Annotated in this window: 14 protein-coding genes, 1 pseudogene and 1 riboswitch; of the genes and pseudogenes, 6 read left to right on the plus strand and 9 right to left on the minus strand. The window is 65.9% G+C overall.

Features of this window, described 5'->3' with window-relative positions; all coding sequences use genetic code 11:
• Nucleotides 1-25: 25 nt before the first annotated feature.
• The gene (locus tag GVY41_RS00950) at nt 26-1111 is read right to left on the minus strand and encodes a Bug family tripartite tricarboxylate transporter substrate binding protein (RefSeq protein ID WP_161342471.1); all 1086 of its coding nucleotides are present in this window, start codon (nt 1109-1111) and stop codon (nt 26-28) included.
• Nucleotides 1112-1148: 37 nt separating this feature from the next.
• Nucleotides 1149-2228: a 4-oxalomesaconate tautomerase gene (locus GVY41_RS00955; protein ID WP_161342473.1), complete on the minus strand. Its 1080-nt coding sequence runs from the start codon at nt 2226-2228 to the stop codon at nt 1149-1151.
• Nucleotides 2229-2341: 113 nt separating this feature from the next.
• Between GVY41_RS00955 and GVY41_RS00960 the strand changes: the two genes are divergently transcribed.
• From GVY41_RS00960 to GVY41_RS00970, 3 genes are all read left to right on the plus strand, one after another.
• Nucleotides 2342-3244: a LysR family transcriptional regulator gene (locus GVY41_RS00960; RefSeq protein WP_163535470.1), complete on the plus strand. Its 903-nt coding sequence runs from the start codon at nt 2342-2344 to the stop codon at nt 3242-3244.
• 370 nt (nt 3245-3614) lie between these two features.
• A riboswitch (cobalamin riboswitch) is annotated at nt 3615-3813 on the plus strand.
• Between the two features lie 126 nt (nt 3814-3939).
• The gene (locus tag GVY41_RS00965) at nt 3940-4917 is read left to right on the plus strand and encodes a DUF1852 domain-containing protein (protein WP_161342477.1); all 978 of its coding nucleotides are present in this window, start codon (nt 3940-3942) and stop codon (nt 4915-4917) included.
• 28 nt (nt 4918-4945) lie between these two features.
• A complete protein-coding gene (locus GVY41_RS00970) occupies nt 4946-5974 on the plus strand; it encodes a methionine synthase (RefSeq protein ID WP_161342479.1) in 1029 nt (342 codons plus the stop codon).
• Nucleotides 5975-6045: 71 nt separating this feature from the next.
• On the opposite strand, the gene prpB is transcribed toward GVY41_RS00970, so the two are convergent.
• Genes prpB through GVY41_RS00990 form a run of 4 tightly spaced genes read right to left on the minus strand, consistent with a single transcriptional unit; the run spans nt 6046 to nt 10053 of the window.
• On the minus strand, nt 6046-6948 hold the full coding sequence (gene prpB / locus GVY41_RS00975; RefSeq protein ID WP_161342481.1) for a methylisocitrate lyase: 903 nt from the start codon (nt 6946-6948) through the stop codon (nt 6046-6048).
• 1 nt (nt 6949) lies between these two features.
• Nucleotides 6950-8119 (minus strand): bifunctional 2-methylcitrate synthase/citrate synthase, encoded by a 1170-nt coding sequence (prpC, locus tag GVY41_RS00980; RefSeq protein ID WP_170301075.1) that lies wholly within the window; start codon nt 8117-8119, stop codon nt 6950-6952.
• Nucleotides 8120-8129: 10 nt separating this feature from the next.
• Complete coding sequence (locus tag GVY41_RS00985; protein ID WP_161342483.1) at nt 8130-9641, minus strand: MmgE/PrpD family protein; 1512 nt, start codon at nt 9639-9641, stop codon at nt 8130-8132.
• Nucleotides 9642-9654: 13 nt separating this feature from the next.
• Nucleotides 9655-10053, minus strand: coding sequence for an acyl-CoA thioesterase (locus GVY41_RS00990; RefSeq protein WP_161342485.1), 399 nt, complete (start codon nt 10051-10053; stop codon nt 9655-9657).
• 138 nt (nt 10054-10191) lie between these two features.
• On the opposite strand from GVY41_RS00990, the gene GVY41_RS00995 reads away from it, so the two are divergent.
• Nucleotides 10192-11607, plus strand: coding sequence for a short-chain fatty acyl-CoA regulator family protein (locus tag GVY41_RS00995; protein WP_161342487.1), 1416 nt, complete (start codon nt 10192-10194; stop codon nt 11605-11607).
• 161 nt (nt 11608-11768) lie between these two features.
• On the opposite strand, the gene GVY41_RS01000 is transcribed toward GVY41_RS00995, so the two are convergent.
• From GVY41_RS01000 to GVY41_RS01005, 3 genes and pseudogenes are all read right to left on the minus strand, one after another.
• The gene (locus GVY41_RS01000) at nt 11769-12863 is read right to left on the minus strand and encodes a transglutaminase-like domain-containing protein (protein WP_229725895.1); all 1095 of its coding nucleotides are present in this window, start codon (nt 12861-12863) and stop codon (nt 11769-11771) included.
• A gap of 291 nt (nt 12864-13154) precedes the next feature.
• Nucleotides 13155-13382, minus strand: a pseudogene (locus GVY41_RS20665) (hypothetical protein); the annotation flags it as partial.
• Between the two features lie 131 nt (nt 13383-13513).
• Nucleotides 13514-14137 carry a GntR family transcriptional regulator gene (locus tag GVY41_RS01005; protein WP_161342491.1) on the minus strand — a complete coding sequence of 208 codons (624 nt, stop codon included), beginning with the start codon at nt 14135-14137 and terminating at the stop codon, nt 13514-13516.
• 92 nt (nt 14138-14229) lie between these two features.
• On the opposite strand from GVY41_RS01005, the gene GVY41_RS01010 reads away from it, so the two are divergent.
• Together GVY41_RS01010 and GVY41_RS01015 are read left to right on the plus strand one after the other, a co-directional pair.
• Nucleotides 14230-15393: an amino acid ABC transporter permease gene (locus GVY41_RS01010; protein WP_161342493.1), complete on the plus strand. Its 1164-nt coding sequence runs from the start codon at nt 14230-14232 to the stop codon at nt 15391-15393.
• Nucleotides 15390-16475, plus strand: a complete 1086-nt coding sequence (locus GVY41_RS01015) for an amino acid ABC transporter permease (protein ID WP_161342495.1) — start codon at nt 15390-15392, stop codon at nt 16473-16475. The genes GVY41_RS01010 and GVY41_RS01015 overlap by 4 nt, the downstream gene beginning before the upstream one ends.
• Nucleotides 16476-16565 lie beyond the last annotated feature (90 nt).

Consider the following 16565-nt stretch of genomic DNA (forward strand, 5'->3'; position numbering starts at 1 on the left):
GGGGCCTCGAGGCCCCGCCATCTGCTCAGAACCGGACGCCGTAATCCTCGGAGAGCCAGGTCGTCAGAAATTCCCGGATGGCCGGATCGACGGTCAGCGCGACCTTCAGGGCGGCATCTGCCTCTTCCCCGACCAGCTGGTCATAGACCCCGATCTCTTCGCCCGCCCGCTCTCGGAAATCGGGGGCCTCGACGATCTGGCGTGCAGCCTCGGTATAGCTTGCGATCACCTCGGCGGGAGTGTCCTTGGGCAGAACCACCATCTTCTGCAGCGAATAGCCCGCGATCATCAGGGCCTTCCACGCCTCGAACGACTCGCCCTCGGGCGGCGCGCCGGTGGCTTCGGTGAAGAATTCGACAAAGGTCGGCAGGTCCGGGAACGAGGGGTCGCGGCTCACATTGCCGTCGGCATCGACCACGCCCATCGAGAACAGCGGCACGGCCTTGCCGCTGTCAACCAGCGGAACCACGCTGTTGAGGTAGGCCGAGCTGGTCTGGAAATCGATCCCCGCCTCGCCGCGCTCGAATGCCAACCGACCCGCGCCGCGGCTTTCCATGCCGAAAACGGGGCGGATGTTCAGGCCCATCATCTTCAGGGCAAGAAGAACCGGCATTTCCAGTGCGGTCGCGCCTTGGCTGGCAAACCGGATCTCTTCCGCCTTCAGGGTTTCCAGCCCCTCGGGTCCGGTAACGCCGTATTTCGGATCGGCATAGACAACGCCGCCGGTGGGCGATGCCAGGATGGCCGTCCAGTCGGCATAGTCATAGCGGACGCGCGGATCGCCCAGAATGGCGGGATACTGCGTCGAGGCAGAGGTGCCCAGGATCGACAGGCCATCGCTGGTGGCGCGGTTCGCAAACTGGTTCGCGCCGGTGATCGAGCCGCCGCCGGGCACGTTCAGCACCACGACATTCGGCTGTCCCGGCAGGGCCTGCGACAGCTGAGGGGCGAAGAAGCGCGCCCAGACGTCGGTGCCGCCTCCCACGCCGAAGGGAATGGTCCACTCGATGGTCTCGCCGGAAAAATCCTGAGCCAAAAGGGCTTGCGGAAGGGTCAAGGCCGCAGCGGCACTCAGCAATGCGGCCCGAAGGGGGGTGGTAAACAGTTTCATCTGGGTCTCCTCCTCAATGATACGAAAGTCTACGCGATCAGACGACCTGATCGCGCACATGGACAAAGCCGTCGAACAAGCGCCGGGCGGTGCGGACGACCATGGCGCGGGTGACGATGCCGGTTTCAGGGTCCTGTTCGATCTCGACCGGGGTCTGACCCGAGGGGTGCTCGATGATCAGCCGGCGGCGTCCATCGGCTTGCGGTTCGGGCAATCGCGCAAGACGGTGTGCGATGGTGCCGGGCGTGCAGCAGGCAGAGGCAATGCAGACCGCGCCGGTGATGGCGACAGCGGCATGACATGAATGCGGCATGAAATAACGCGCCGTGATCGTCGCGGTACCCGAAGGTGGGCCAAGCAGGATCGGCTTGGGAATGACCATCTGCGAGACATCCCCCAGCCCCATCCGGCGCCCCGCCTCCATGCGCAACGTCTCTAGCTGCTGCATGAAAGTCCGGTCTCCGTCCAGATCTGCGGGGGCCTCCTGGCCCGTCTTTCCAAGACTGGCAGCATCCACCAACATCGCTGCGACGGCCATGTCGAACAGGGAGACTTCGACCCCTTCGATGATTTCGGCGCCGTTGCCTGTGGGCAGCAGCTTGCCGGTCTTCGACCCTGCCGCATCCAGAAACGCCATGCGGACGGCGGCTGCAGTGCCGGGAACGCCGGCAATCGCGGTATTGCCTTCGTAACTGACCACGCCGCCGGGGGTCTGAACAATGGACTGGATCCGCTTGCCGGTGTTGACGTTGAAGATCGTCAGCCGCGTCTCGGGATCGGTGGCGGGAACCAAGCCCTGCTCGATGGCAAAGGGTCCGACTGCCGCCAGCATGTTGCCGCAATTGGGCGCGGTATCGACCAGGGCGCGGTCAACATTCACCTGCGCGAACAGGTAATCGACATCCACATCGGGCCGCGTGCTGCGCCCGACAATGGCGACCTTGCTGGTCAGGGGGTTGCCACCGCCGATCCCGTCGATCTGCAACGGATGCCCCGACCCCATTGCCGAGATCAGAACAGCATCCCGCGCCGCACGCTCCGCCGGCAGGTCACCGGACAGGAAGAACGGGCCGCGCGACGTGCCGCCTCGCATCAGGACGCAGGGAATTCTTTGCATGGTCTTGGCCTTCTCGGACTGCCAGGGGCCGCAGCCCTTCGGTTGGCCCAGACTTGCCAGACGCGCGGGAATGTGTGAAATGCAATGAACTGAATGATTGTTACGTTGGGCGCATGAGTATCGATCTGGAAGACTTGCGCGCCTTTGTCGCCACTGCCGAGATGCAGAGCTTTCGTGCGGCCGCGGAAACCATCCACCTGTCGCAACCTGCCCTGACCCGCCGCATCCAGAAGCTGGAGGCGACCTTGGGCGTTCCCCTGCTGGAGCGGACGACACGCCGCGTATCGCTGACGGCCGTGGGGCGTGATTTCCTGCCCCGCGCACGCAGGCTGCTGGACGACCTTGAGACTTCGCTGATGTCGGTCCGCGAAATTGCAGAGCGGCGCTCGGGGCTGGTCAGCATCGCCTGCATCCCGACGGCGGCCTATTACTTTCTGCCCGATGTCATCGCTGCTTTCACTGCCGAGTTTCCCGCGATCCGCTTTCGCATCCTGGACGCGGGCGCGAACGAAGTGCTGCAAAGCGTCCTGAACCGCGAGGTCGACTTTGGCATCACGCTGCTGGGTGCGGATGACCCTGACGTGGCCTTCGATCCGCTGATCGAGGAGCCGTTCCTGCTGGCCTGCCGGCGAGACCATCCGCTGGCGCACCGCGCCTCGGTCAGCTGGGAGGAGTTGGCGGACCACCGCTTCGTGACGGTCGGCCGGTCCAGCGGCAACCGTCTGATCATGGATCTGGCGCTTGCCAAGGCGAATGTCCGGCCCCGGTCCTTCTTCGAGGTCCAGCACCTGTCCACTTCGCTTGGCCTGGTCGAGGCGGGACTGGGGGTCGCGGCGCTGCCGCGCATGGCCCTGCCCGCCGGGCCGCATCATGTGATTGCCACTGTCCCCCTAACCTCGCCGCACGTGACGCGGACCGTTGGCGTGGTCCGGGTGCCCGGTTCGCGAAGATCACCGGCAGCGGAACAGTTCTATGAAATGCTGCTCAGCCGATGGCGGTCGGGCGGTGAGCCATAGGGGCCATCCGCACGCGCGTCTCTTCACATGTCACACCCGATCGAAGGAACGTTTTTGCCAATTCTGGAGCTTCCCTGCCGCAGCGGCGCAATTCGGCTTATCCCCCGAAGCTGACGGTCGACAGGCTCGCATGCTGCGGGGCGCACTACCCAAAGCTGACGCTCGAGCGCCCGCAGCAAAATCCGGCTGCCGTTGGCAGCAGCATCACCTCTCTCGGTGGCCATTGCCGACATCTACATCCCGATACCGATCCGCCCAAGATTAGGCTTCGGAACAGCAGCCACCCCATCGCCAATCAACGCCTCCTCCTCATGATCTACATGAGAATTCCGACACGCGGGATGTGTTGACTTGGGCGCGCGCTCGGCGGAGTCTGCTGCCAGATCAAGGTGCCGGGGAAAGCCCCGGGTAAAAGGGAATCCGGTAAGGCCGAGGCCAATTCCGGAGCTGCCCCCGCAACTGTAGGCGGAGAGCCTGTCCGACATGCCACTGGCGCAGTCCTGCGCCGGGAAGGCCGGGCGAGGCGCTTATCCGCAAGTCAGGAAACCTGCCTCGATCGATCACCTGTTCCGGCCGCGGTGGGCGTGTCGGTGGCGGCCCATCCGCAAGGTGACATCGCCGCCTCGTGACATCCGTCACGGGGTTGTCCGGATTTCACGGCCTGTCCTTCCAGGCCGCTCAGAAGGCATGTCAGGATGAGAGAAGACCCGAGCTATACCATCAAGACCCTCCGCTTCGACGAGAGCTATCGCCCCTCGGACGGCACGCGGGCCACGACCAATTTCGCTAATCTCGCCCGGGGCGACAGCCGCCGCGACAACCTGCGCGACGCTTTCACGATGATCGACAACCGCTTCAACGCGCTGGCGCAATGGGACAATCCGGGCGGCGATCGCTATGCGGTGGAGCTGGACATCGTCTCGGCCGAGATCCGCATCGGCGAGGACGGCCGGTCCTTCCCGTTGATCGAGATCCTGAAGCCGACCATCCTCGACCGCCAGACGGGCCGGCGGACCCCGGGCATCGCGGGGAACAACTTCTCGTCCTATGTGCGGGATTACGATTTCAGCATCCTGCTGCCGCAGCACACCGGGGGCGGGGCCGGGGGCAGCGCGCCCGAGGATTTCGGGCAGCTGCATGGAGATCTTTTCAAGTGTTTCCTGAATTCGCCGGCCTACCGGCAGACCTTCGTAAAACCGCCCGTCATCTGCCTCAGCGTCTCGAGCAGCCGGACCTATCAGCGGACCGAAAACCGGCATCCCGTTCTGGGCGTCGAATACCGGCAGGACGCCTTGTCGGCGACCGACCGCTATTTCGGCAAGATGGGTCTGCGGGCGCGCCATTTCATGCCCCCGGCCAGCACCGCCCCGCTGGCCTTCTACTGCGCGGGCGACCTGCTCAACGATTACGTGCCCCTTGAGCTGATCGGCACAATCAGCGTCATGGAAAGCTTCCAGCGCATCTACCGCCCCGAGATCTACAACGCCAATTCCCCCGCCGGGGCCTGTTTCCGGCCCAGCCTGAATCATCGGGATTATTCCCTGACCCGGATCGTCTATGATCGGGAGGAACGCAGCCAGCTGGCTGTCGAACAGGGAAAATTCGTCGAAGAGAACCTCATCAAGCCCTACGGGCATATCCTCACGCAATGGTCAGCCCGGCACGCCGCCTGACCCTCCGCCCCTGAAAGGTTACAAGACCATGAACAAACTTCTGCCCACCGCGACCGCCGGAAGCCTCCCCAAGCCCTCATGGCTTGCCGAGCCGAAAACCCTTTGGTCACCCTGGAAGCTGCAGGGCGAGGCGCTGATCGAAGGCAAGCAAGATGCCCTGCGCGTGGCGCTGAACGACCAGGTGCAGGCAGGCATCGACATCGTCAGCGACGGCGAGCAGACCCGCCAGCATTTCGTGACCACCTTCATCGAGCATCTGGACGGCGTCGATTTCGAGAAGCGCGAGACCGTGCGGATCCGCGACCGCTATGACGCCAGCGTTCCGACAGTGGTCGGCGCGGTCTCGCGCCAGAAGCCGGTGTTCGTCGAGGATGCGAAATTTCTGCGCGCGCAGACCGATCGCCCGATCAAATGGGCGCTGCCCGGCCCCATGACCATGATCGATACGCTCTACGACGCCCATTACAAAAGCCGCGAGAAGCTGGCCTGGGAATTCGCCCGGATCCTCAACGAAGAGGCCCACGAGCTCGAGGCCGCGGGCGTCGACATCATCCAGTTCGACGAGCCGGCCTTCAACGTCTTTTTCGACGAGGTAAACGATTGGGGCATCGCGGCCCTGGAGAAGGCGGCCGAGGGCCTGAAATGCGAGACCGCGGTCCACATCTGCTACGGCTACGGCATCAAGGCCAACACGGACTGGAAACAGACCCTCGGCGCAGAATGGCGGCAATACGAACAGGTCTTCCCGAGGCTGCGGACATCGACGATCGACATGATCTCGCTGGAGTGCCAGCACTCCCGTGTCCCCATGGACCTGATCGAGCTGTTGCGCGGCAAGAAGGTCATGGTCGGGGCAATCGACGTGGCGACCGACGCCATCGAGACGCCCGAGGAAGTCGCGGTCGTCCTGCGGCAGGCGCTGCAGTTCGTGGATGCCGACAAGCTCTATCCCTGCACCAATTGCGGCATGGCACCGCTGTCGCGGGACGTGGCGCGGGGCAAGCTGAGCGCGCTGAGCGCCGGCGCCGAGATCGTGCGCCGCGAGCTTTCGGCCTGACGGGGCCAAGCTGCGCCGTCCCGTCCGGCCACGGCCACGGCCCCGCCTTGCCTTCGGGGCGGGGCAGCGGGTCAGGGCGCGACGGAGAGCGCGATGCTCTCGTCCAGCGCCTCGAAGGCATTCAGACCGATGATGTCGTATAGTTCGGTCCGGGTCTGCATCTCGGGGATCATGGCGGTGCTGGCCCCATCGCGGGCCAGCGCGGCGTAAAGCTTCGCCTGCGCCTTGTTGGCCACCCTGAGCGACGAGACCGGCCAGATCACCATGTCATAGCCGAGATCCTGAAACTCTTGCGCCGTCAGTGCCGGCGTGCGGCCGAACTCGGTCATGTTGGCCAGCAGCTTCACGCCGGGCAGCCGGGCCCGGACCTCCCTGAACATCTCGACGGATGTCAGCGCCTCGGGGAAGATCGCATCGGCCCCGGCCTCGACATAGAGCTTCGCGCGGGCGACGGCGCCATCAATGCCTTCGGAGGCGGCGGCATCGGTGCGGGCGATAATCACCAGATCGCGGCGGGCGCGGGCGGCTGCGGCGACCTTGGCCGCCATGTCCCGGGCGCCAGCGAGCTTCTTGTCGTTCAGATGGCCGCATTTCTTGGGCAGAAGCTGATCCTCCAGGTGAACCGCGCCAGCGCCGGCCTCCTCGAAGCTGCGCACCATATGCATGACGTTCAGCGCCTCGCCATATCCCGTGTCGCCGTCGACCAGCAACGGCAGGCCAGAGGCGCGCGCGATCTGGCGGATGAAGAAGGCAACCTCATCCACCGTGATGATCCCCAGATCGGGCAGGCCCATCGAGGCGGTCATCGCCGCGCCGGACAGGTAGAGCGCGTCGAAGCCCGCGGCCTTGGCCTGCAGGGCCGCCTGTCCGTTATGGACGCCGGGCAGGCGCAGGATGCCCGGCCGCGAAAGCGCGGCGCGGAAGCGTTCGCCTGCCGCGGCGCGGGGCAGGTCGGATGCGATCAGATAGGGCATGTCAGGCCTCCGAAGGCGGGACCAGCAGGCCGCGCTCCTCAATAGGGGTAAAGGCGCGGTTGTCGGGGCCGATGTAATGCGCCGAGGGGCGGATGATCCTGTTGTCCTGTCGCTGCTCGATCACATGGGCACCCCATCCGGAAGTGCGCGAGATCACGAAGATCGGTGTGAACATGGCAGTCGGGACGCCCAGCAGGTGGTAGGAGACGGCGGAATACCAGTCCAGGTTCGGAAACATGCGCTTTTCCTCCATCATCACCGCCTCGATCCGCTCGGCGATGTCGAACATCCGCGTGGTGCCGGCGGCATCCGACAGCTGCTTCGCCACCCGTTTGATGACCACGTTGCGCGGATCTGCGATGGTGTAGACCGGATGGCCGAAGCCGATGATGACCTCCTTGCGCGCCATCCGGGCGCGGATATCAGCTTCCGCCTCGTCGTGGCTTTCATAGCGTTTCTGGATTTCGAACGCGATTTCATTGGCGCCGCCATGTTTGGGCCCCCGCAGCGCGCCGATCGCGCCGGCAATGGCGGAATACATATCCGATCCGGTCCCCGCGATGGTGCGCGCGGTGAAGGTCGAGGCGTTGAACTCGTGTTCGGCATAAAGGTTCAGCGTCGTCTGCATGGCCCGGACTTCAGCTGCGCTCGGCGCGATCCCGTGCAGCAGATGCAAGAAGTGGCCCGCGATGGTGTCATCTTCGGTCTCGACCTCGATCCGCCGGCCGTTCTGCGCGAAGTGGTGCCAGTAGAGCAGCATCGAGCCTTGCGCCGCCATCAGCCGGTCGACGATATCCCGCGCGCCGGGGATGTTGTGATCGTGCGCCTCGGGCAGCACACAGCCAAGCGCCGACACGCCCGAGCGCAGCACATCCATCGGATGGGCGGCGGCAGGGATGGCCTCCAGCGTCTCGCGCACCGCCTTGGGAAGCCCCCGGAGCGCCTTCAGCTTGGCCTGGTAGACGCGCAGTTCCGGTGCGGTCGGCAGGGAGCCATGCACCAGAAGATGAGCGACCTCCTCGAACGTGCAGGACCCCGCCAGATCGAGGATGTCATAGCCCCGATAGTGCAGATCGTTCCCCGACTGGCCCACCGAGCACAACGCGGTATTTCCCGCCACCACGCCCGAGAGCGCGACGGACTTCTTGGGTCTCACGACAATGCCGCTCATCGTTGCCTCCTCATGTCCAGTCGAAAATGCCACTCGGGCGGGCCGCGCCAAGGCGATCCGCGCCGACAGTGAAGTTCAGTGCTGCAAGATCGCCGGCTTTGAGCGTTGCCAGTGCCTCGGCCGCCTGTACAAAGCGGGTCTGTTCGGCGCTGGCGATGATGCCGTCCGACAGCGTCAGGAACTTGTTGACGTAATTCTCGCGGACGAAGGGGCGCGCGCCGCCCGGATGCGCGTCGGCCAGTGCCAGTTCATCGGTGATGATCCGGCCGCCCTTCAGCTTCACCTCGACACGGCCCCCGAAGGCCTTGGTCTTCGGATCCTGCGCATGGTAGCGCCGCGTCCATTCCGAATCCTCGGTGGTCGAGATCTTGTGCCACAGCGCCACGGTCTCGGGGCGGTTCGCCCGGTCTGCCGCGTAGCTTTTCTCGTGGTGCCAGCCGCCATCTTCCAGCGCGACCGCGAAGATATACATGATCGAGTGGTCAAGCGTTTCGCGGCTGGCCTTCGGGTCCATCTTCTGCGGATCATTGGCGCCGGTGCCGATCACGTGATGCGTGTGGTGGCTGGTGTGGATCACGATGCTCTCGATCCGGGACAGATCCCCGATCTGCGGGCCCATGCGGCGGGCAAGGTCGATCAGCGCCTGGCTCTGATACTCGGCCGAATGCTCCTTGGTATAGGTGTCGAGGATCGCGCGCTTGGCCTCGCCCGGGCCGGGCAGCGGCACCTGATAGCGGGCGTTCGGACCCGAGAGCAGCCAGGCGATGAAGCCATCCTCGCCTTCCCATGCCGGGCTCGGCGCGCCCTCGCCGCGCATCACGCGGTCCACCGCCTCGATCGCCATCTTGCCGGCGAAGGCGGGGGCGAAGGCCTTCCAGGACGAGATCTCGCCCTTGCGCGACTGGCGGGTGGTGGTGGTGACATGCAGGGCCTGCTGCACCGCCTGATAGATCGTTTCCGTGGGCAGGTTCAGAAGCGTGCCGATCCCGGCGGCGGCAGACGGCCCAAGATGGGCAATGTGGTCGATCTTGTGCTCATGCAGGCAAATACCGCGCACCAGGTCCACCTGAATCTCATAGCCGGTCGCGAGTCCGCGGATCAGATCCATGCCGGATTTGCCGACATGTTGGGCAACCGCAAGGATCGGTGGGATGTTATCGCCCGGGTGCGAGTAGTCGGCGGCGAGGAACGTGTCGTGGAAGTCAAGCTCCCGCACCGCGGTGCCGTTGGCCCAGGCTGCCCATTCCGGCGAGACACGGGTGCCGGGCGTCATCCCGAACACTGTCGCGCCCGGCTGCATCGGATGGCACAGCGCCTGCGCCCTGGCCGAGGCGACGGGGCGCCGCGCGACCGAGGCGGCTGCAACGGCGGCATTGTCGATGATCCGGTTGATGATCATCTCTGTCACGTCCGGCATCACGGCGACGGGGTCGGCAGCGACTTCGGCGATCTTCCAGGCGAGCTGCTGCTCGCGCGGCAAATGTTCGGCGGACTTATAGGTACGCACTTCATGAGCGATCATGTCTCTTCCCTTTTCATGAAACTTCAGCACCAACCGGCCGGGGGCACCCCTCGGCATCGACGGCGACCATCTCGAACGCACCCGACAAGGCGACCCGCTCGCGTGCGCCCCCTATGCTGCGGGCAGTGCCCTGAACCTCGACCGTCATCGAAGACCGGCCGGTGCGGCTGACGCGGGCCACGAGGTCCAGCATTTCTCCCACCTTGATCGGCGTGCGAAAATCCACCCGCTCGGACCGCGCCATGACCACCGAAGTGCCAGCGTGGCGTGTGGCCGCAACGAAGGCCGCCTTGGCCATCAATGCCAACGCATGGCCGCCGAACAGCGTCCCGTAATGGTTCGCCTGTTCGGGAAAGATCATCTCGATCATTCGGGTCTCGAACACGGTCTCGGACACGGTCTTGGCGGGCATCGGCTTGGCTTTCTGCGGGGGTGTCGGGACTTCGCAAGATTGGCAATGCTGTCTTCACACAAGCCGGATACATGGGTAAACTACTGAAAATGCGATGATCTGCGAGCTATTGGCGTGCGAATTGCGAAGGTTGCGAAGATGAGCAAAACCTATCTCGGTGTCCGGTTGCGGCGCCTGCGTGAGGAACGGGGCCTGACCCAGGCAGCCCTGGCGCGCGCGCTGGAGATCAGCCCCAGCTATCTGAACCAGATCGAACAGAATGCGCGGCCGCTGACCGTGCCGGTGCTTCTGAAGCTGAATGCGGTCTTTGGCCTCGATGTGCAGCTCTTCTCGGACGAGGGCGAGGCGAGACTGATCACCGACCTGCGGGCCGCACTGGCCGATCAGGGCGCGGGCATCTCGCTGGCCGAACTGCGCGAGCTGGCTGCCAACATGCCGGAGGTGGCACGGTCAATCGTGGCCATGCAGGCCCGTCTGCGCGAAACAACAGAGCGCGCCGATCTGTTCGCAGGGCAGGTGACCGAAGCCCCGGGTCACTCCCCTGCTGCCTTCGAAGCCGTCCGCGACTGGTTCTACGAGCGGCGCAATCATGTGGCGGACCTGGACATGGCGGCCGAGGCCATCGGCAATACGCTGCCGCCGGGCCGGATGGCGGCGGCGCTGGTCGATCGGCTGGCCGGGCGGCATGGGATCCGTATCGCGCAAAGCTCGGGCGAAGCGCTGCGCCGCTATGACCCGGCTGGGCGCATCCTGCATCTGGCCATCCACCTTGACCCGGGCCAGACCGCGTTCCAGATTGCGACCCAGCTGGCCTTTCTGGAACAGGGCGAGACCATTGCCCGTCTGTCCGATGACCCGAAACTCGGGGCCGATGCGCGGACCCTGTTGCAGATCGGGCTGGCGAACTACTTTGCCGGGGCGCTGATCCTGCCCTATCGCGCCTTCCTCGCCGCGGCCGAGTCTGCCCGCTATGACATCGATCTCATTGCCCGGCGCTTCGGTGTAGGCTTCGAGACCACCTGTCACCGCCTGTCCACCCTGCAGCGGCCGGACGCACGGGGCGTTCCCTTCTTCTTCATACGGGTGGACCGCGCGGGGAACATCTCGAAGCGCCAATCGGCAACCGATTTCCATTTCAGCCGGATCGGCGGGTCCTGCCCCCTGTGGAATGTCTACGCTGCCTTTGCCAAGCCCGGAGAAATCGTCCGCCAGATCGCCCAGATGCCCGACGGGCGCAGCTACTTGTGGATAGCGCGCATGGTGCGGACCGGGCAAGGCGGGTTCGACGCGCCGGTGAAGACGTTCGCGATCGCCCTCGGCTGCGACCTCGTCCAGGCGAGCCGACTGGTTTATGCGCGCGGGTTGGACCTTTCAAACCCTGCGATGGCCACAAAGATCGGACCGGGCTGCAAGGTCTGCGAGCGAGCATCCTGCCCACAGCGCGCCTTTCCGATGGTTGGGCGACCGCTGCCCGCAAACCCCTGCGAGGCGCGCTTTGCGCCCTATTCGGCGCCTGTTCCCCAGGCCGCAGAAGGAACCCGGTCGATGGAGTGACCCTTATGTTCGCCGTGACATATTCCCAGCGTCTGCAGTAGTGAACTTGTCCAGGGCGAAGCGGATTGCAGCGGGGCCAGAGGCACCGCCTTTGCCGGCGGCGCTATCTTTTTGGCAGGTGCGCCAGCATGCCTTTGGGCGCACCGCCACGCCCGTCCGAGTCAGCCCGTGATCTCTGACGCGGTGATGGAATACTGGAAGCTGTCCGGCGCAAGTTCGTCCAGACGGACGCCGCCGACTTCTGCCACGGGGTACATCAGGAACGGCAACGGACCTTCGGCAGCGCCGGGCAGGGCCACATCATGGGCGAAATTGTAGCCGATCCAGTTGCCTTCCCAGGCCCCGAACAGGGCGCGGCGCACATCCTGAACCGCGGCGTCCTGCAGGGTAAGGGTCTTCGGCGGCTCTTCCAGCACGACCTTGCGGACATCGGCCGGGTCGGCGGGGACCCAGCCGAAACCCTCAAGATAGACCTCGGCGCGGCAATGCTGTGCCTTGGTGACATCGGAAGATCCCGCGCCGAGGCTCTTGTAGCCAAAGGCCGAGGGCGCGACCCTCAGGCCATAGACGTCGCGCGCCGGCAGGCCGACAGCCCGGGCAAGGCCGACAAAGAGTGTGTTCAGGTCGGCGCATTTGCCGGTAAGATCGCCCATCGTCAGCATCGAGGCGATGTCCCCCAGTCCACAACCCCGTGTCTCGGGGTTGCGCTCTGTGCTGTCCACCACCCAGTCATAGATGCGGCGGGCCATCTCGAGGTCTCCCTCGGCGCCGGCAACGATCATCTCGGCCGTCTCCCGGACGATCCCGTCGAGCGGGATCAGGTCGGTGGCCGAGGTGAATTGCGTCCGGTCGGCGGCCGAAAGTGGCGGAACAGCGCCAGGAACGGTCAGGTTCACCGCCCGGTCCTGCGCCGAGGCGAAGGAGGTGACTTCCAGCACCGCAGATCCGGCCCCCGCGGGCCAGATGGCGTGGACAAAACGGGCGCCTGCGCCGTCGGTTTCGATCGAAGCCTGCGCCGCGTTGGTCGTCCACCGGCTGTCGCCGGCCCGCATCCAGCCTGCCTCGGTGACGGCGGGCACCGGAACCCAAAGCTGCGTCTCCGCGCCGGCGCGTGTGATCTCGACGCGGGTCACGACCCTGAAGTTGCGCCAGCCGGCGGGCATGGGTGAAAAGCTGGCACTGGCGATCCGGGGTGCAGCGATTGCAAGGGCCGCCGAGCCGCCGATCTGCAACACGGTGCGTCTGCTGAGGTTCATGGCTTTTCCCTTATCGCTGACCGTCCGGTTGGACGGGCTGGGGCACGGATAGGCGGTCCGGCAACAGTGATCAATAGCGGGGCCATGGCGGGGCGAAGATCGCAGGCGGTCGCGATGGTATTTGTTGCCCAGACTGATGGGGTGGAGGCCCGCACTGCGCGGTAGCCGTTGACGCGCTCGCCTTCTGCAGGCCCCAGTCCTAGGCCTGCTGTCAATGCACTGCTCGCAAACGGGCAGTGGTGCTGAGTGCTTCGCTTCTGCCAGGTCATGTCGGTTCTGACGGCAGGTCCCGACCGGGTGATGGTCGGTGTTGCCGACGCTACGCATCCCGGCCAGCGCCTCGGCGCGCGACCGCACGTCGGGCCCCGGCGATATCTCGCCGCGCATCGCCGCCAAAGGCGCCTGCCGAACCATGTCGCGGGTCCGGGCCAGTCCGTCCAGCATCTCGCCCGCCTCGGTGGGATCGTCGAGATAGTTGAACACGATCTGGGGGTGGGCGTCAGCGGAAAGCTCCAGCATCCCCCCGGACGCCTATCGTCCTCCTGCTGCCACAAGGTCCGGAGAACGGTCAGTCTTTCGGGCCACGCGCAAAGTCGAAGGGCGAGCTCGGGCCGATCCGTCAGCGGCGTTCGGGCGTCAGCCTGCCGGGGCTAGCCTTGGGGTTTGAACAGCGCCGCGGCTGCCGCGAACAGGGCCGCCCGGCCATTGCCGGCCTCTGCCTCGCCCACACGGCAGAGGCTGATGACCGTTTGGGGCGTATCGGCCCCGTCATGGCGAAGGTCGGTCAGGAACCAGCGCAGCACGCGCCAGCCGCTGATCAGATGGGCATCGGCGATCACCGGATCGGGGATCAGCCGCGAGAGGTTCGCGTTCAGCTCCGAGAAGAGCTCGAACACCGCGGCTGCGTCCATCGGGTCCGGGTGCTGTGCCTGGCGCGAAAGCCCCTCCAGCCGGCGCGCGATGTCGCGCGGGACCGGCGCGTCAGGCAAGGTGCCCACCAGCCGCAACAGCCCGCAATGCACGGCAAGATGCAGCCCGCGCGCCGCGGGGTCGAGCGCATTGGCAAAGGATCCGACGCCGGTGCGCACCTCGATCAGCCCCTCATAGGCCAGCCGTTGCAGGGCCTGCCGCACCGGCGTGCGCGAAACGCCGAACTCGGCGGCGAGGGTCCCTTCCAGCAGCATGGTCTGGTCCGTCACCGGCTGCAGGCAGATCCGGGCGCGGATGGCATCTGCGATATCGTCTGCGCGGGGCTTGGCGTCGCTAAGCGGCATGGCTGTCTTGACCTTGGGTGAGGGTGTGCCACAAATCTGTTGCATCACCTGTATACACGTGTGCAGGGCAAGATATCCGACGGAGCCTGTCGATGCAACACTCACCGCGCCCCGCGGCCCGCAAACCGCCTGACTGGCTGGGGACCGGCGTCGTGGCCCTGATCTTGCTGGCGCTCGCCGTGCTGGGGGCGAATATCTGGCTGAACATGCAAGGCGCGGGCGTCACCCCCGGCTTCGGGTTTCTGGCGCAGACCGCCGGGTTCGACCTCAGCGAAAGCCTGATCCCCTACGCGGCGAAAGACAGCTATGCGCGGGCCATTCTGGCCGGGCTGCTGAACACGGTGCTGCTGGCGCTGGCCGGGCTGGTGATGGCGACGGTGGTCGGCGTGCTGATGGGGCTGGTCAGCGTGACCCCCAGCCCCGCGGGGCGGATGGTGGCGCTGCTGTATGTCGAGCTGTTCCGCAATCTGCCGAAGATCCTCGTTCTGCTGTTGTTCTACGTGCTGGCGGTGCGCGGCCTGCCCCCGGTGCGCGAGGCGCTGTCGCTGGGGCCGTTCCACCTGTCGAACCGCTCGGTCTACATGCCGATGATCCTGCCCGATCCGGCGCAGCTCTGGCTGCTGCTGCCGCTTGGCGCAGGGGCGCTGGCCGCGATCTTCTGGGCGCGGCGGGCGCGCCGTATCAAATGGGAGACGGGGCGGGAAACTCCGGTGCTGCCTGTGGCGCTGGCCCTGCTGCTGGGCTTGCCTCTGGCCTTTGCGCTGCTGGCCGGGGTGCCGCTGGTGCCGACGCTCCCCACCTTCGAGCGGTTCGATTTCGCCGGCGGCGCGCGGCTTTCGGTGCAGTTCCTGGTGGTGCTGCTGACCCTTGGCCTCTACCACGGCGCGCAGATCGCCGAGGTGGTGCGCGGCGGCATCCTTGCGGTGCCGAGGGGGCAGGTGGAGGCGGCGCGGGCGCTGGGGCTGTCCCCTCGCCATGTGACGCGCTTCGTGGTGCTGCCGCAGGTGCTGCGGATCGTCATCCCGCCGATGATCAACCAATATGTGAACCTGATCAAGAACACCTCCGTCGCCATCGTCGTGGGCTATTCCGACCTGATGTCGGTCAGCGGCACCATCATCAACCAGACCTTCCGCCCGCTGGAGATGATGCTGATCACCATGGCGCTGTATCTGGGGCTCAGCCTGCTGGCCTCTTCGGCGATGAACCGGCTGAACGCGGTGCTGCGCGCCCGCGGTGCAAGGAGCGCGACATGATCCCCGCATCCCCGCCCCCCGCACAGCGCCGCGATCTTTTGCGGCAATGGGCTGGCACGCCGGTCACCGCGCTGGTGTCGGCGGGCAGCGTGGCGCTGGCAATCTGGCTGGCCTCTGCGCTGCTGGACTGGGCGCTTGTCTCTGCCGTCTCTCCGCTGCGGCCAATGGAAGCCTGCGCGGATGCCGCCGGAGCCTGCTGGCGGTTCTATCTGGAAAAGAGCCGCTTCATGCTGTTCGGCACCTATCCCCATGCCGAACATTGGCGCCCGGCGCTGGTCTCGGTGCTGCTGCTTGCGCTGTCGGGCGCGGTGGGGCTGCGCATCACGGGCCGGCTTGGCGGGCTCGGGCCGCGCTGGCTGCTGGCGCTCTGGGGGCTGGTGATCCCGCTGGCCTTCGCGCTGATGGGCGGCGGATGGGCGGGGCTGCCGCCCGTGGACATGTCGCGCTGGAACGGGATGCCGGTGCTGCTGATCCTGTCGGTCATCGCCATCGCGCTGGCCTTTCCGCTGGGGGTGGCGCTGGCGGTGCTGCGCCATCAGACCCGCTGGCCGGTGCTGCGCCGGGCGGCGGTGGTCTATATCGAGGCGATGCGCGGCGTTCCCATGGTCACGGTGCTGTTCGTCGGCGTGTTCGTGCTGCCGCTGACCCTGCCGCCCGGCACGCGGATCAGCCCGGTGATGGCGACGCTGATCGCGCTGGTCTTCTTTCACGCCGCCTATTTCGCCGAGGATGTGCGGGGCGGGCTGCAGTCGCTGCCCGCCAGCCAGACCGAGGCGGCCGCGTCGCTGGGGTTGTCCTGGGGGCAGTCGATGCGGCTGGTGTTGTTGCCGCAGGCGCTGTTGCGCAGCCTGCCGGCCTTGGTCAACTCGGTGATCGGTGCCTACAAGGATACCTCGCTGGTGGTGGTGCTGGGGATCCATGACCTGACCTCGACCGCGCGCATGGCCTTCAGCGAGCCGGGATGGGGCGCCTTCGCGCTGGAGGCCTATGCCTTCGTCGGAATGTGGTTCCTGCTGTCCTGCGCCTTTCTGTCCTGGGTCGGCCGAGACCTGCATCGCCAGCAAAGCGCGCGCAGCCGGTAGACCCGCAAACTCAGAATTGTCATGAAACTGAAGAAATATACCTGTATACATGTCGAGCATCCGGTGATGCCCCCCTTCCGCAGGAGATTC

Source organism: Frigidibacter albus, from assembly GCF_009908165.1.
GTDB lineage: Bacteria > Pseudomonadota > Alphaproteobacteria > Rhodobacterales > Rhodobacteraceae > Frigidibacter > Frigidibacter albus.

Excerpts from the sequence above, each read along its gene's own strand:
- GVY41_RS00950 (WP_161342471.1), bottom strand. The coding sequence starts at position 1,111 with ATGAAACTGTTTACCACCCCCCTTCGGGCCGCATTGCTGAGTGCCGCT.
- GVY41_RS00955 (WP_161342473.1), bottom strand. The coding sequence starts at position 2,228 with ATGCAAAGAATTCCCTGCGTCCTGATGCGAGGCGGCACGTCGCGCGGC.
- GVY41_RS00960 (WP_163535470.1), top strand. The coding sequence starts at position 2,342 with ATGAGTATCGATCTGGAAGACTTGCGCGCCTTTGTCGCCACTGCCGAG.
- GVY41_RS00965 (WP_161342477.1), top strand. The coding sequence starts at position 3,940 with ATGAGAGAAGACCCGAGCTATACCATCAAGACCCTCCGCTTCGACGAG.
- GVY41_RS00970 (WP_161342479.1), top strand. The coding sequence starts at position 4,946 with ATGAACAAACTTCTGCCCACCGCGACCGCCGGAAGCCTCCCCAAGCCC.
- prpB (WP_161342481.1), bottom strand. The coding sequence starts at position 6,948 with ATGCCCTATCTGATCGCATCCGACCTGCCCCGCGCCGCGGCAGGCGAA.
- prpC (WP_170301075.1), bottom strand. The coding sequence starts at position 8,119 with ATGAGCGGCATTGTCGTGAGACCCAAGAAGTCCGTCGCGCTCTCGGGC.
- GVY41_RS00985 (WP_161342483.1), bottom strand. The coding sequence starts at position 9,641 with ATGATCGCTCATGAAGTGCGTACCTATAAGTCCGCCGAACATTTGCCG.
- GVY41_RS00990 (WP_161342485.1), bottom strand. The coding sequence starts at position 10,053 with ATGCCCGCCAAGACCGTGTCCGAGACCGTGTTCGAGACCCGAATGATC.
- GVY41_RS00995 (WP_161342487.1), top strand. The coding sequence starts at position 10,192 with ATGAGCAAAACCTATCTCGGTGTCCGGTTGCGGCGCCTGCGTGAGGAA.
- GVY41_RS01000 (WP_229725895.1), bottom strand. The coding sequence starts at position 12,863 with ATGAACCTCAGCAGACGCACCGTGTTGCAGATCGGCGGCTCGGCGGCC.
- GVY41_RS01005 (WP_161342491.1), bottom strand. The coding sequence starts at position 14,137 with ATGCCGCTTAGCGACGCCAAGCCCCGCGCAGACGATATCGCAGATGCC.
- GVY41_RS01010 (WP_161342493.1), top strand. The coding sequence starts at position 14,230 with ATGCAACACTCACCGCGCCCCGCGGCCCGCAAACCGCCTGACTGGCTG.
- GVY41_RS01015 (WP_161342495.1), top strand. The coding sequence starts at position 15,390 with ATGATCCCCGCATCCCCGCCCCCCGCACAGCGCCGCGATCTTTTGCGG.